Consider the following 13,993-nt stretch of genomic DNA (forward strand, 5'->3'; position numbering starts at 1 on the left):
TCAACGCTCCACCAGCGCGATGCGCTTGTTGTACCAGTTCATGAATATCGAGATCGACAGGCTGACCGTCAGGTACGCGCCCATGATGATGAGGATGCCCTCGATGGCCTGGCCGGTCTGGTTCAGCGTGGTGTTCACCACCGACACGATGTCCGGATAGCCGATGGCGACCGCCAGCGAGCTGTTCTTCAGCAGGTTCAGGTACTGGCTGGTCATCGGGGGAATGATGACGCGCAGCGCCTGCGGCAGGATCACCAGGCGCAGCACCTTGGCGCGCGGCAGGCCCAAGGAGCCCGCGGCTTCCCACTGGCCGTTGCTGACGGCCTGAATGCCGGAGCGCACGACCTCGGCGATGAAGGCCGAGGTGTAGACGGTCAGGCCCAGGAACAGGGCGACGAACTCCGGCGTGAGCGTCAGGCCGCCGACGAAGTTGAAGCCCTTCAGCGCCGGCATGTCCAGCGTCAGCGACGCGCCGCTGGCCAGCCAGCCGGTGACCGGCAAGGCGATCAGCAGCCCGATGGCCGCGCGGCCCAGCTTGAACGGCTGTCCGGTGGCTTCCTGGCGCTTCGCGGCCCAGTGGCCCAGCGCGACGATCGCGACGATGGCTAGTCCCAGGGCGCCCAGGATCCAGTCCAGCGACGCGCCTTCCAGTCCGGGAACCTTCAGGCCGCGGTTGGAAATGAAGACGCCGGGCAGCGGGTTGTGCGCCTGGCGCGGGCCGGGCATGTTTTCCGTGATCAGCGCATACCAGAAGAAGAGTTGCAGCAGCAAAGGCACGTTGCGCATCACTTCGACGTAGACCGAGGTGATCTTGCCCACCAGCCAGTTCTTCGACAGACGGCCGACGCCGATGAAGACGCCCAGGATGGTCGCGGCCATCAGCGCCAGCAGGCCGACGCGCAGCGTGTTCAGGACGCCCGCGAAGATCGCGCGTCCATAGGTGTCCGCCGGACCGTACGCGATCACCGACTCGCCGATGGCGAAGCCCGCTTCGCGATTCAGGAAGCCAAAGCCTGTCGCGATATTGCGCAGCGACAGGTTATGCAGGGTGTTGTGCACCAGGAACCAGACGCCGGCCCCGACGAGCGTCAGGGCCAGCACCTGGTACACCAGCGCGCGCGTGGCCGGATCGTTCCAGGAGACCCGGCGCGGCGGCCGCTGCGCCGCCGATTGAAGGGTGTGCTGGGTCACGGTCAGCCTGCCATCAGGGCGCCGACCGCGGCGGCGAGCCGGTCCATGCCTTGCTCGATGACCTCGGTGGAGGTCGCGAAGGAAAAGCGCGCGTAGGGCGACAGGCCATACGAGCCGCCGTCGATGACCGCCACGCCGGCTTCGCGCAGGAAGAAGAGGCTCACGTCCAGGTCCGTCTTCAGTTCTCCGGCAGGGCCCTTGCGGCCGATCAGGCCTTGCACGTTGGCGTACACGTAGAACGCGCCGTCGGGCATGGCGCACGAGATGCCGGGAATAGCGTTCAGGCGGCGCACGATCAGGTCGCGGCGGCCCTTGAAGATCTCGACCATTTCCGCAACGCTGGACTGGTCGCCTTCCAGGGCGGCCTGCGCCGCCGCCTGCGAGATCGCGCTGGGGCACGACGTGCTTTGCGACATGACCGTGCTCATGGCCTTGATCAGGTCGGCCGGGCCGGCGCCATAGCCGACGCGCCAGCCGGTCATCGCGTACGACTTGGACATGCCGTTGACGATGAGCGTGCGTTCGGTCAGGCGAGGTTCGACCTGCACCGGCGAGGCGTGCGATTCGCCGTTGTAGCAGAAGGGCGCGTAGATCTCATCGCTGAGGATCCAGACCTGGGGATGGCGGACAAGGACGTCCGTCAGCGCGCGCAGCTCGGCGGCGCTGTAGACGGCGCCGCTGGGATTGCTGGGCGAGTTCAGGATCAGCCAGCGCGTGCGCGGCGTGATGGCGGCTTCCAGCGTGGCGGCGTCCAGCTTGAACCCTTGCGACTCGGGGCCGGTCACGACCACGGGCTTGCCTTCATTCAGCAGCACCATGTCCGGATACGACACCCAGTACGGGGCGCACACGATGACTTCGTCGCCGGGCTCCAGGCTGGCCGTCAGCGCGGCGGCGATGATCTGCTTGGCGCCGGCGCCCACGGCGATCTGGTCCATGCCGTAGCGCACACCCAGGCTCTGCTGCAGGCTCGTGACGATGGCGGCGCGCAAGCCCACCGTGCCGTTGGGGCTGGTATAGCGGATGTCGCCACCGGCGATGGCGTCCTGCCCGGCGCGCGCAATGTGCGCGGGCGTGGGCATGTCGGGTTCGCCCAGGGTGAAGTCCGCGATCTCGCGGCCCTGGCGGCGAAGTTCGTCCACGACGATCTTGGCGGCCATGCTGGGCGAGGGTTTGATCTGTTTGAGGCGGGCGTTGACGATGCTGTTCATGGTGTTGCTGCGTGAGGAATGGCGACGGGGATCGGTCCCATCGCCTTAAGTGAAAAACGCGCGTGAAAAATCCAAGCGGCCTCGCGCCAGGCGAAGCCGCTCAGGTCTGGCTTAGCGCACCGGCCAGCCGTACATCAGGCCGCCCTGGGTCCACAGCTTGTTCAGGCCGCGGTCCAGCTTCAGCGGGCTGTCCTTGCCCATGGCGCGGTCATAGCTTTCGCCGTAGTTGCCCACTTGCTTGATGATGTTGTAGGCCCACTTGTCGTCAAGACCCAGGTTCTTGCCCATGCCCGGCGTCACGCCCAGGATGCGCTGGATGTTGGGGTTGGTGCTCTTCAGCATTTCGTCCACGTTCTTCGACGTAATGCCGTACTCCTCGGCTTCCAGCATCGCGTTCAGCGACCAGCGCACGATGTTGAACCACTGCTCGTCGCCCTGGCGCACCATGGGGCCCAGCGGCTCCTTGGACAGGTTCTCGCTCAGGATTTCCCAGTCATCCGGCTGCGCCAGGCGAGTGCGCATGTTGGCGGCGGTGTTGGACTTGTCGTTGGTGTAGGCGTCGCAGCGGCCGGACTCCAGCAGGCGGAAGTTCTCGTCGTAGTTCTCGACCAGCACCGGCTTGAAGGTCATGCCGCGGCTGCGGAAGTAGTCGGCCAGGTTCAGTTCGGTGGTGGTGCCGGGCTGCACGCAGATGGTGGCGCCGTCCAGGTCCTTCACGCTCTTGACGTTCATCGCCTTCTTCACGATCAGGCCCTGCGCGTCGTAGAAGTTCACGCCCACGCCGATCAGGCCCAACGTGGTGTCGCGGGTCAGCGTCTGCGTGGTGTTGCGCGACAGCATGTCGATTTCGCCGGACTGCAGGGCCGTGAACTTGGCCTGCGCGGTCAGCACGTTGCCCTTGACCTTGGAGGCGTCGCCGAACATGGCGGCCGCGACGGCGCGGCACATGTCCACGTCCAGCCCCGTCCATTCGCCCCTGCTGTCCAGCACCGAAAAACCGGGGATGCCGGCAAAGCCGCATTGCAGGAAGCCCTTTTTCTTGACGGCGTCGAAGGTCACGCCGGCCTGTGCGCCAGAGGCGACGCACAGCAGGGTCGCCGCGATGGCGGAGCTCAGAAACTTGCGCATGGAGATTTCTCCTGGGGGTCGAAAGTGTTTGAAAAGCGATAGGGAGGGAAACGGCCAAGCGTGCGGGAGCCGCCCCGGCAAAGCCGGGGATGGCGCGTCGCGCATTCGGACGAGGTAGGGAAAAGGGGAGGTCGGCGAAAAGCCGGTCAGGCGGCGCGCCGCTGGATGCGGGTGGCGTAGGGGTGGTGCGTACTGCGGAGGGACAGAATCGGGCTCATCGGCTGCACTTGTACGGCGTGGGTCTTGCGGCATTGCGGTGGCACGACGGGGAACCGACGGCCACGCAAGACGCTATCCAATAAGACGTATGATGGCAGCCGTCATACAAGTAGACAAGTAAGGGGATTCCCGTAATTCGCATAACGGGAAGTGATAAGGCGCGGTGTTCAGGCGGCCGGCGGGTTGGACAGGAGCTTGCGGTAGCGCGCGATGCTGTCGCCCAGGTGGCGCGCCATGGCGGCGCGCGCGGCGCCGGGATCGCGGCGCATGATGGCGGTCAGGATGGCTTCGTGCTCGCGCACGTTGCGGATTTCGTAGGTCTCGAGTTCTTCGGGCGTCTTGCCGCCGTGCTTGATGTTCAGGTCCAGCATCACGTCGCGCACCGCGGCCTTCAGCAGGGCGGGAAAGTGCGGGTTGTTGGACGCCCGGGCAATCGCCAGGTGGAACTCGTAGTCGGCCTTGACTGCCGCTTCCATGTCGCGCGTGGCGCGGTTGAACGCGTCGAAGGCCTCGACGATGCCGCTCAGGTCCGTCGCGCTGCGGCGCTCCGCCGCCAGCCCACAGGCCTCTACTTCCAGGCCGGCGCGCAACTCCATGATGTGCAGCGCCCAACGCGGGTCGGTGGCGGGTTCGACGACGAAATCGATGGGCTTTTCGCGGTCTTCGGTGACGAAGACGCCGATGCCGGGCTTGCTGACCAGCCGGCCGCTCAGGCGCATCGAGGCGACGGCTTCGCGGATGACGGTGCGGCTGACTTCGAATTCGTCGCACAGCGCGTGCTCGGAAGGCAGCTTGTCGCCGGCGCGGTACTGGCGTGCATCCAGGCGCTTGGTCAGTTCTTCAATGACGAAGTCGGTCAGGCGCGAGCGGGGAGGCCGGGCAGGAGTTTGCATTGTCTCTCTTATAGGAAAAATCGCTGTGCAAGGGACGGGGTGGGTCCCGCGAGCAGCCGCAAGTGTACGCGCTTCCGTCAACCGCCCGCGGGTGTCCGGCCCGGGGCTGCGCGGCGCGCAAATCGACGCGGCCGCAGAAAAGCGATGAGCCATATGACAACATACGGCACGAAATCCGCCAACTTTTCTTTGCATCAAGAAGCAAAACGCCCTCCGGCGGGAGGGCGTTCTGACATTGCCGAAACGACGCGTTTACTCCGCGCCCGACTTCTTGATCAGGGCATTCAGCATTTCCAGCTCTTCACCGGTCAGGTCGGTCAGCGGCGCGCGGACCGGGCCGGCGTCGTGGCCGACCAGCTTGGCGCCGGCCTTGACGATGCTGACGGCGTAGCCGGCCTTGCGGTTGCGGATCTCCAGGTACGGCAGGAAGAAGTCGTCCAGCAGGCGGTTGGTGGTGTCGCTGTCGCCGGCGGCGATGGCGCGGTAGAACTCCATGGCCATCTTGGGCACGAAGTTGAAGACGGCCGACGAGTACACCGGCACGCCCAGCGCACGGTAAGCGGCGGCATAGACCTCAGCGGTGGGCAGGCCGCCCAGGTACGAGAAGCGGTCGCCCAGCTTGCGGCGGATGCGGACCATGGACTCGATATCGCCGATGCCGTCCTTGAAGCCAACCAGGTTGGGGCAGCGGTCGGCCAGGCGGGCCAGGCTGTCGGCCGACAGGCGGGACTGGGCGCGGTTGTAGACGATGACGCCGATCTTGACGGACTTGCAGACCTGTTCGACGTGGGCGGCGATGCCGTCCTGCGAGGCTTCGGTCAGGTAGTGGGGCAGCAGCAGGACGCCCTTGGCGCCCTGGCGTTCGGCTTCCTGCGCGTAGGCGATGGCGGTGCGGGTGGGGCCGCCAGCGCCGGCCAGGATCGGCACCTTGCCGGCGCAGGTCTGCACGGCGGTGCGGATGACGTCGGAATATTCCTCAGGAGCCAGCGAGAAGAATTCACCGGTGCCGCCGGCGGCGAAAAGGGCGGTGGCGCCGTAGGGAGCCAGCCATTCCAGGCGGGCCGCATAGCTCTTGGCGTTGAAGTCGCCGTTCTGGTCGAAGTCGGTCACCGGGAAGGAGAGCAATCCTTCCGAGACGATTTCTTTCAGTTCCTGGGGAGTCGTCATGGCTGTCTTCCAAATAGGAGTTGGGGTGTGAAGCAGGGCGGGCCGCGCAGCCGTCTGCGCTGTTCCCATGATGTATGTCATCGTACAACATACAAGTTGAAGAGGCAACTGCAATGTCTGGGCAGAGTTGTCATACAACATTACCGGCTCAGTGCGTGAAATTCCGGAATTTCCCTAGTAGGAAACCCTGATGGGTCCAGTTATTCTCCCGGTTCATTGTCGTACGACAACGTACAAGAAGGACGACAATCCCATATCTCTAGGAGACAAGCTTGAAGGCATTCCCCCTGTTTCGCCGTCTGTCCGCCGTCCTCGCCGTTGCCGCCCTGGGCGCGGGCTCTGCCCATGCCGCCGACGACTGGCCGGCCGGCAAGGCCATCACGCTGGTGGTTCCGTTCGCCGCGGGCGGCACATCCGACATCCTGGGCCGGCTGATCGCGCAGGAACTGGGCACCACGCTGAAACAGACGGTCGTCGTCGAAAACAAGGGCGGCGCGGGCGGCGTGCTGGGCGCGGACGCAGTGGCGCGGGCCAAGCCCGACGGCTACACGCTGCTGCTGGGCACCATCGCCACGCATGCGATCAACCCGTCGCTGCTGCCCAGCATCAACTACAACGCGGCCAAGGATTTCTCGCCGGTGATCCTGCTGGGCAGCATTTCGAATGTGCTGCTGGTGGGCGGCAACCAGCCCTACAAGACCGTGCAGGAGGTGGTCGCGGCCGCCAAGGCCAACCCCGACACCATCGCCTTCGGTTCGGCCGGGCAGGGCACGTCGCAGCATCTGTCCGGTGAAGTGTTCAAGCAATTGACGGGCGCCCATCTGACTCACGTGCCTTACCGCGGCAGCGCGCCCGCGATCCAGGACCTGATCGGCGGCCAGATCCCCAGCTCTTTCGAAACCGCGTTGGTCGCGCTGCCCTACGTGCAGAGCGGCAAGGTGCGCGCGCTGGCCGTCACGTCGGCCAAGCGGACCGCCGTGCTGCCCGACGTGCCGACCATGCAGGAAGCGGGCGTCGCCGGCTTCGACGTCAGCAGCTGGCAGGCCATCTACGCGCCGGCCAATACGCCGCCCGCCGTGGTCGACAAGCTGAACAAGACGATCGCCGACATAGTGGCCAAGCCCGAAGTCAAAGCCAAGATGGAAGGTCTGGGCCTGGCCTACACGCCGAATTCCCCGGCGGAATTCACGGCATTCCAGGCGGGCGAACAGGCCAAGTGGGCCAAGATCATCGCCGATGGCAAGCTGAAGGCGCAGTAATGGGTTGAGGATGCGCGCGGCCGGCAGCGGCCGCCGCGCACGACAACCGCGTATTACAACCGCGCACTACAACCGCGCACTACAACCGCGTATTACAACCGCGCACTACAACCGCGCACTACAACCGCGCATTAGAACCGCGCACGACAATCACGCACTACAAAGAAGGCCCTCCGTTGCATGGCGACGGAGGGCCTTTCTGCATTCTGCTATGTACGCTGGGTCGCCCCGTTCTGACCGTTGGGGCGTGGCCCTTGCTGCAGCGCCGCGTCGCGGCGCTGCAGCGGCGGCAATCAGGCGTCGGCCAGCTTGCCGTCGACCATGCGGGTCAAACCCAGCGGATTGGCGCGCTTGACGCCGTCGGGCAGCAGCGCGTCGGGCAGATCCTGGTAGCAGACCGGGCGCAGGAAACGGCGGATGGCCGTGGCGCCCACCGACGTCGAGGCCGGATTGGACGTGGCCGGGAAGGGGCCGCCATGAACCATCGCATGGCTGACTTCAACGCCCGTCGGATAACCATTGGCCAGGATGCGGCCAGCCTTGCGTTCCAGCACCGGCAGCAGCGACCGCGCGTCTTCGACATCGGCCTCGTCGACGAAGAGCGTCGCGGTAAGCTGGCCTTCCAGGTGTTCGGCCACGTCGCGAACCTGCGCCGCATCCTTGCACGCCACGACCAGCGAGGCCGGGCCGAAGACTTCGGCTTCCAGTTCGCGCGAGGCCAGGAACCGGTCGGCGGTGGCGCCGAACACCACGGCGCCTGCCGCGTTGCACGCCGGGTTGGACGGCTCGCCGCGGCCCAGGGTCGACACGCTGGCGTTGCGGGCCAGGGCGTCCGAGCCTTGCTCATAGGCCGAGAAGATGCCCGGCGTCAGCATGGTGGCGGCGCCCTTGGCCTTGACGGCCTCGGCCGCGGCCTGGCGGAAACGGTCCAGCGCCGGACCTTCGATGCCGATGACCAGACCGGGGTTGGTGCAGAACTGGCCGACGCCCATCGCCAGCGAATCGACGAAACCCTTGGCGATGGATTCAGCACGGGCTTCCAGTGCGGCGGGTAGCAGGAATACCGGGTTGATGCTGGACATTTCCGCGTACACGGGGATCGGCACCGGGCGGGCGTTGGCGGCAGAGACCAGCGCCAGGCCGCCGCGGCGGGAGCCCGTGAAGCCAATGGCGGTGATGGCGGGATGCGTGGCCAGCGCCGTGCCGATTTCGTTGCCCGCGCCGAACAGCAGCGAGAACGTGCCCTCGGGCAGCCCGTGCTTGGCGACGGCCTGCTGGATCGCGCGGCCGACCAGTTCCGACGTGCCGGGGTGGGCGTTGTGCGCCTTGACGATCACCGGGCAGCCGGCGGCCAGCGCCGACGCGGTGTCGCCGCCCGCCACCGAGAACGCCAGCGGGAAGTTGCTGGCGCCGAACACGGCGACCGGGCCCAGCGGGACGTTCGCCAGGCGCAGGTCCGCGCGCGGCAGCGGCTGGCGCTCGGGCTGTGCGGGATCGATGGTGGCGTCCAGGAAATAACCATCGCGCACCACGCGGGCGAAGAGGCGCAGCTGGCCGACGGTGCGGCCGCGCTCGCCTTGCAGGCGCGCGACCGGCAGGCCGGTTTCCTGGTGGGCGCGCTCGATCAGCGCGTCGCCCAGCGCCAGGATGCCCTCGGCGATGCTTTCCAGGAATTGCGCGCGCGTTTCCAGCGGAACGGCGCGATAGGGGTCGAAGGCGGCGCGGGCCAGTTCGGCGGCGCGCGAAACGTCGTCGGACGAGCCGGCGGGGTAGGCGGGTTCCAGGCGGTCGCCCGTGGCGGGATTGATGGCGTGCTGGGCAGCGCCCGCGCCCAGGACGGCGTTCGAGCCGATCAACATCTGGCCGGTCAGGTTCATGGTCATCTCCAGAAAATAGGCGCCCGGTCCAAGCGGCGGGCGTTTGCGCCCCTACGCGGTCCGGGGAAAAAAATGCCCCCGGAGCGGGGGCAGGCAGTGAATGTCAGCGCGGGCCGATTCGACGTCGACGCTTTATTCGGCGCCCGACTTCTTGATCAGGGCGTTCAGCATTTCCAGTTCTTCACCGGTCAGGTCGGTCAGCGGCGCGCGGACCGGGCCGGCGTCGTGGCCGACCAGCTTGGCGCCGGCCTTGACGATGCTGACGGCGTAGCCGGCCTTGCGGTTGCGGATCTCCAGGTACGGCAGGAAGAAGTCGTCCAGCAGGCGGTTGGTGGTGTCGCTGTCGCCGGCGGCGATGGCGCGGTAGAACTCCATGGCCATCTTGGGCACGAAGTTGAAGACGGCCGACGAGTACACCGGCACGCCCAGCGCACGGTAAGCGGCGGCATAGACCTCAGCGGTGGGCAGGCCGCCCAGGTACGAGAAGCGGTCGCCCAGCTTGCGGCGGATGCGGACCATGGACTCGATATCGCCGATGCCGTCCTTGAAGCCAACCAGGTTGGGGCAGCGGTCGGCCAGGCGGGCCAGGCTGTCGGCCGACAGGCGGGACTGGGCGCGGTTGTAGACGATGACGCCGATCTTGACGGACTTGCAGACCTGTTCGACGTGGGCGGCGATGCCGTCCTGCGAGGCTTCGGTCAGGTAGTGGGGCAGCAGCAGGACGCCCTTGGCGCCCTGGCGTTCGGCTTCCTGCGCGTAGGCGATGGCGGTGCGGGTGGGGCCGCCAGCGCCGGCCAGGATCGGCACCTTGCCGGCGCAGGTCTGCACGGCGGTGCGGATGACGTCGGAATATTCCTCAGGAGCCAGCGAGAAGAATTCACCGGTGCCGCCGGCGGCGAAAAGGGCGGTGGCGCCGTAGGGAGCCAGCCATTCCAGGCGGGCCGCATAGCTCTTGGCGTTGAAGTCGCCGTTCTGGTCGAAGTCGGTCACGGGGAAGGACAGCAAGCCTTCCGAAACAATGCCCTTGAGTTCCTGCGGAGTCGTCATGTTGCGCTCATCCCAAAATGGCCGTCGCAGGCGATGAATGGCGCTTGCGAACGGGATGCGGTGGAGAAAGGTGAGTCATCGTACAACATGAATTTGCCGGATTCAATACGTGTCCCCAGCAGATTGGCCGTTTACAAGGGGAAACCCGGAATTCCTTTCCAAAGCCTTTCAGCGATATTCTCTTGGTTGTACGATAACGTACGGGATGCCCGTAGCGCGGCGTCCATCAGGCAAAAGGATTTTTCATGCAGGTTGCAGCAGAGCAGGCGCCAGTGCTTATCAAGATTCACCCCCAGGACAACGTGGCCATCGTGGCCAACGAGGGCGGCCTGCCCGCAGGCACCGTCCTGCCTGACGGCCTGCAACTGGTGGACTCGGTCCCGCAAGGGCACAAGGTTGCGCTGGCGGACCTGGCCGAGGGTGACTCGGTGGTGCGCTACAACGTGGTCGTGGGCTACGCCGCCAAGGCCTTGCCCCGCGGCAGCTGGATCAACGAGCGCGTCACCACCATGCCGTCCGCCCGCACGCTGGAAGACCTGCCGGTCTCCACCCGGGTCGCGCCGCTGGCGCCGCTGGAGGGCTATACCTTCGAAGGCTATCGCAACGCCGACGGCACCGTCGGCACGCGCAACATCCTGGCCATCAGCACCACCGTGCAGTGCGTGCAGGGCGTGGTCGAGCACGCCGTGGCGCGCATCAAGCGCGAACTGCTGCCGCTGTACCCGAACGTGGACGACGTGGTGGGCATCGAGCACACCTACGGCTGCGGCGTGGCGATCGATGCGCCTGGCGCGGCGATTCCCATCAAGACCCTGCACAACATCGCCCGCAATCCGAACTTCGGCGGCACGTCCATGGTGGTCAGCCTGGGCTGTGAAAAGCTGCAGCCGGATCGCCTGCTGGCTCCCAACGCCATCCCGATCCGGGCGGGCGAGGGCATGGGCGCGGACACGAATGGCGTCGACACCATCGTGCTGCAGGACGAAGAGAACATCGGCTTCGATTCGATGATCCAGCTCATCATGCGCACGGCCGAGCGCCACCTGCAAAAGCTGAATGCCCGCAAGCGCGAAACCTGCCCGGTGTCCGACCTGACCGTGGGCGTGCAGTGCGGCGGCAGCGACGCCTTTTCGGGCGTCACCGCCAATCCGGCCGTGGGCTTCGCCACCGATCTGCTGGTGCGCGCGGGCGGCACCGTGATGTTCTCCGAGAACACCGAGGTGCGCGACGGCATCGACCAGCTGACCGCGCGCGCCGAGACGCCCGAAGTCGCCGACGCGCTGGTGCGCGAAATGGCCTGGTACGACGCCTACCTGCAACGCGGCATGGCCGACCGCAGCGCCAATACCAGCCCCGGCAACAAGAAGGGCGGCCTGTCGAACATCGTGGAAAAGGCGATGGGATCGATCGTGAAGTCGGGGTCTTCGCCGATCCACGGCGTGCTGTCGCCCGGCGACCGCCTGACGCGCAAGGGCCTGATCTTCGCGGCCACCCCCGCCAGCGATTTCATTTGCGGCACGCTGCAACTGGCGGCGGGGATGAATCTGCACATCTTCACCACCGGCCGCGGCACGCCCTACGGGCTGGCGCAGGTGCCGGTGATCAAGGTCGCCACGCGATCCGCGCTGGCGCGCCGCTGGCACGATCTGATGGACGTGGACGCCGGCGTCATCGCCACCGGCCAGGCCTCGATCGAAGACGTGGGCTGGCAGCTTTTCCGCCTGATGCTGGACGTCGCCAGCGGCAAACAGCAGACCTGTGCGGAAAAACTCAAGCTGCACAACGCCCTGGCGCTGTTCAATCCCGGTCCAGTGACCTGAACGACGCCAGTTCATCCCGTAGCGCCATCGCAGAATAAAACCACCGAGAGGAGACAGCCGATGGAGATGACCCCCGAAGTCCAGGCCGGCCGGCGCCGGCTGCTGGGCGCCGCGCTTGCGCTGGGACCCGCCAGCCTTGCGCAGGCGCAGTCCTTCAGCTTTACCCCGCAGCAACGCTATCCGGACCCTTCGGTCCGGATCCTGGATCCGGAGTTCGCCAAGTACCGCATCTACAGCAGCAGCGTGGAGCAGCTGGCCACGGGCTTTCGCTGGCTGGAAGGTCCGGTGTGGTTCGGCGACGGACGCTATCTGCTCGTGTCGGACATTCCGAACGACCGCATCCTGCGCTGGGATGAAACGACCGGCGAGATCAGCGTGTTCCGTCATCCCGCCAACTTCAGCAACGGGCTCGCCCGCGACCGCCAGGGCCGCCTCTTGACCTGCGAACACCTGACGCGCCGCGTCACCCGCACGGAGTACGACGGCAGCATCACCGTGCTGGCCGACCGCTTTGACGGCAAGCGCTTCAATTCGCCGAACGACATCGTGTGCCAGCGCAACGGCGCGATCTGGTTCACCGACCCGCCATTCGGCATCGGCGGGCACTGGGAAGGCGACAAGGCCACGCCCGAGCTGCCGCATTCCGTCTATCGCATCGATCCCGCCGGCGGCGCCGTGACGCTGGCCGTGGGCGACCTGGCCGGGCCGAACGGCCTGTGTTTCTCGCCCGACGAAAAGGTGTTGTACATCGTCGAATCCCGCCACCAGCCGAACCGCGTGGTCTGGGCCTATGACGTCGGCGCCGACGGAAAGCTGTCGGGCAAGCGCCTGCACATCGACGCCCAAGGTCCCGGCGCCATCGACGGCATCAAGTGCGACGAAGCCGGCAACCTCTGGTGCGGCTGGGGCAGCAACGGCTCGCCCGACGCCAAGTCCGAGGACCTGGACGGCGTGATGGTGTTCAACCCCGCCGGAAAGCCCATCGGCCACATCCGGCTGCCGGAACGCTGCGCCAACCTGTGCTTCGGCGGCGCCAAGCGCAACCGCCTGTTCATGGCCAGCAGCCATTCACTCTATGCCCTGTACGTGGAGACCCGCGGCGCGGCATAGAAATACCCCACCGCGGCCTCACCAGGCCGCGGGAAATTCAGCACACATACCAAACAGTGTGGAGACAGCATGAACCCGAGCAAGAGACAGTTCCTGGGCAGCGCCGCGGCGCTTTGCCTGACGCCCCTGGTGCCGGCATGGGCCCAATCGTCGGAATGGCCGACGCGGCCCGTCCGCATCGTCGTGCCTTACCCGCCCGGCGGCTCGTCGGACATCATCGCGCGCATCCTGGCGCCCCGGTTGGCTGAAGTGCTCAAGCAGACCGTCGTGGTCGAGAACAAGCCCGGCGCCAACGGCAACCTGGGCGCCGGCCTGGTGGTGCAGTCGGCGCAGGAAGGCCATACGGTGCTGCTGTGCGACGTGGGCGCGCTGGCGATCAGCCCGTCCGTCTACACCAAGCTGACCTTCGACCCGTCCAAGGACCTGCGCGCGGTCGGCATGCTGGCCTATTCGCCGCACGTGCTGGCCGTGCATCCGGACGTTCCGGCCAAGACGGTGCAGGAACTCGTCGCGCTGTCCAAGAAGCAGCGCCTGAACTTCGCCGTGACCGCCATCGGCAGCGCGCCGCACCTGGCCGCCGTGGCGGTGCAGCAGGCCACCGGCGCGCAGTGGGAATACGTGCCGTACAAGGGCGGCTCGCAGGCCGTCACCGACACGATCGGCGGCCAGACGCAGATCATCATGAACGGTCTGCTGGCGACGCTGCCGCACATCAAGTCCGGCAAGCTGCGCGCCATCGCCATTTCGAAGAACGAGCGCATGAAGCTGGTGCCGGACATCCCGACCATTTCCGAACAGGGCGTGACCGGCTTCGAATCGGGCACGTGGCAAGGCGTGATGGCGCCCGCCAACATGACCGACCCAGTGGCCGCGCGCCTGCAGACCCTGATGGCGCAGATCGTCAGCCAGCCCGACGTGGCCGCGCAGCTCAACGAGCAGGGCGCCGAAATCGTCACCAAGAACCCGGCCGAACTTTCGCAGTTCTTCAACAGCGAACGCGCCCGCTGGGCCAAGGTGGTGGCCAGCGCCGACATCCGCCTGGACTGATTCCGGCGCGGTGCCCCCCGCCTT

General features: G+C 66.5%; 11 protein-coding genes. 4 read left to right on the forward strand and 7 right to left on the reverse strand.

The genetic code is table 11. From position 1 onward, the window contains the following. The 5 genes from RT614_RS04260 to kdgD (RT614_RS04280) form a co-directional block, all read right to left on the reverse strand. Entirely contained in the window at positions 1–1,191 is a 1,191-nt protein-coding gene (locus tag RT614_RS04260) for an amino acid ABC transporter permease (RefSeq protein ID WP_313620508.1), read from the reverse strand. Between the two features lie 2 nt (positions 1,192–1,193). After that, a complete protein-coding gene (locus tag RT614_RS04265; RefSeq protein ID WP_313620510.1) occupies positions 1,194–2,402 on the reverse strand; it encodes an aminotransferase class I/II-fold pyridoxal phosphate-dependent enzyme in 1,209 nt (402 codons plus the stop codon). A 111-nt stretch (positions 2,403–2,513) separates the two neighbouring features. Beyond that, the gene (locus tag RT614_RS04270) at positions 2,514–3,530 is read right to left on the reverse strand and encodes an amino acid ABC transporter substrate-binding protein (protein WP_313620511.1); all 1,017 of its coding nucleotides are present in this window, start codon (positions 3,528–3,530) and stop codon (positions 2,514–2,516) included. A gap of 386 nt (positions 3,531–3,916) precedes the next feature. Continuing rightward, the gene (locus RT614_RS04275) at positions 3,917–4,642 is read right to left on the reverse strand and encodes a FadR/GntR family transcriptional regulator (protein ID WP_313620513.1); all 726 of its coding nucleotides are present in this window, start codon (positions 4,640–4,642) and stop codon (positions 3,917–3,919) included. Positions 4,643–4,894: 252 nt separating this feature from the next. Then, positions 4,895–5,809, reverse strand: a complete 915-nt coding sequence (gene kdgD / locus RT614_RS04280) for a 5-dehydro-4-deoxyglucarate dehydratase (RefSeq protein ID WP_313620514.1) — start codon at positions 5,807–5,809, stop codon at positions 4,895–4,897. A gap of 272 nt (positions 5,810–6,081) precedes the next feature. Between kdgD (RT614_RS04280) and RT614_RS04285 the strand changes: the two genes are divergently transcribed. Further along, entirely contained in the window at positions 6,082–7,068 is a 987-nt protein-coding gene (locus tag RT614_RS04285; protein ID WP_313620516.1) for a tripartite tricarboxylate transporter substrate binding protein, read from the forward strand. 293 nt (positions 7,069–7,361) lie between these two features. Here RT614_RS04285 and RT614_RS04290 read toward each other — a convergent pair whose 3' ends face one another. Together RT614_RS04290 and kdgD (RT614_RS04295) are read right to left on the reverse strand one after the other, a co-directional pair. Continuing rightward, positions 7,362–8,945: an aldehyde dehydrogenase (NADP(+)) gene (locus tag RT614_RS04290; protein ID WP_313620518.1), complete on the reverse strand. Its 1,584-nt coding sequence runs from the start codon at positions 8,943–8,945 to the stop codon at positions 7,362–7,364. Between the two features lie 132 nt (positions 8,946–9,077). After that, on the reverse strand, positions 9,078–9,992 hold the full coding sequence (kdgD, locus tag RT614_RS04295) for a 5-dehydro-4-deoxyglucarate dehydratase (protein ID WP_313620519.1): 915 nt from the start codon (positions 9,990–9,992) through the stop codon (positions 9,078–9,080). 245 nt (positions 9,993–10,237) lie between these two features. Here kdgD (RT614_RS04295) and garD point away from each other — a divergent pair, with 245 nt between their 5' ends. From garD to RT614_RS04310, 3 genes are all read left to right on the forward strand, one after another. Next, entirely contained in the window at positions 10,238–11,812 is a 1,575-nt protein-coding gene (gene garD / locus RT614_RS04300; protein ID WP_313620520.1) for a galactarate dehydratase, read from the forward strand. A 60-nt stretch (positions 11,813–11,872) separates the two neighbouring features. Next, the gene (locus tag RT614_RS04305; RefSeq protein ID WP_313620522.1) at positions 11,873–12,922 is read left to right on the forward strand and encodes an SMP-30/gluconolactonase/LRE family protein; all 1,050 of its coding nucleotides are present in this window, start codon (positions 11,873–11,875) and stop codon (positions 12,920–12,922) included. A gap of 69 nt (positions 12,923–12,991) precedes the next feature. Further along, positions 12,992–13,969 (forward strand): tripartite tricarboxylate transporter substrate binding protein, encoded by a 978-nt coding sequence (locus tag RT614_RS04310; RefSeq protein ID WP_313620524.1) that lies wholly within the window; start codon positions 12,992–12,994, stop codon positions 13,967–13,969. Positions 13,970–13,993 lie beyond the last annotated feature (24 nt).

This window comes from Achromobacter sp., from assembly GCF_032102605.1.
Lineage (GTDB): Bacteria > Pseudomonadota > Gammaproteobacteria > Burkholderiales > Burkholderiaceae_B > Achromobacter.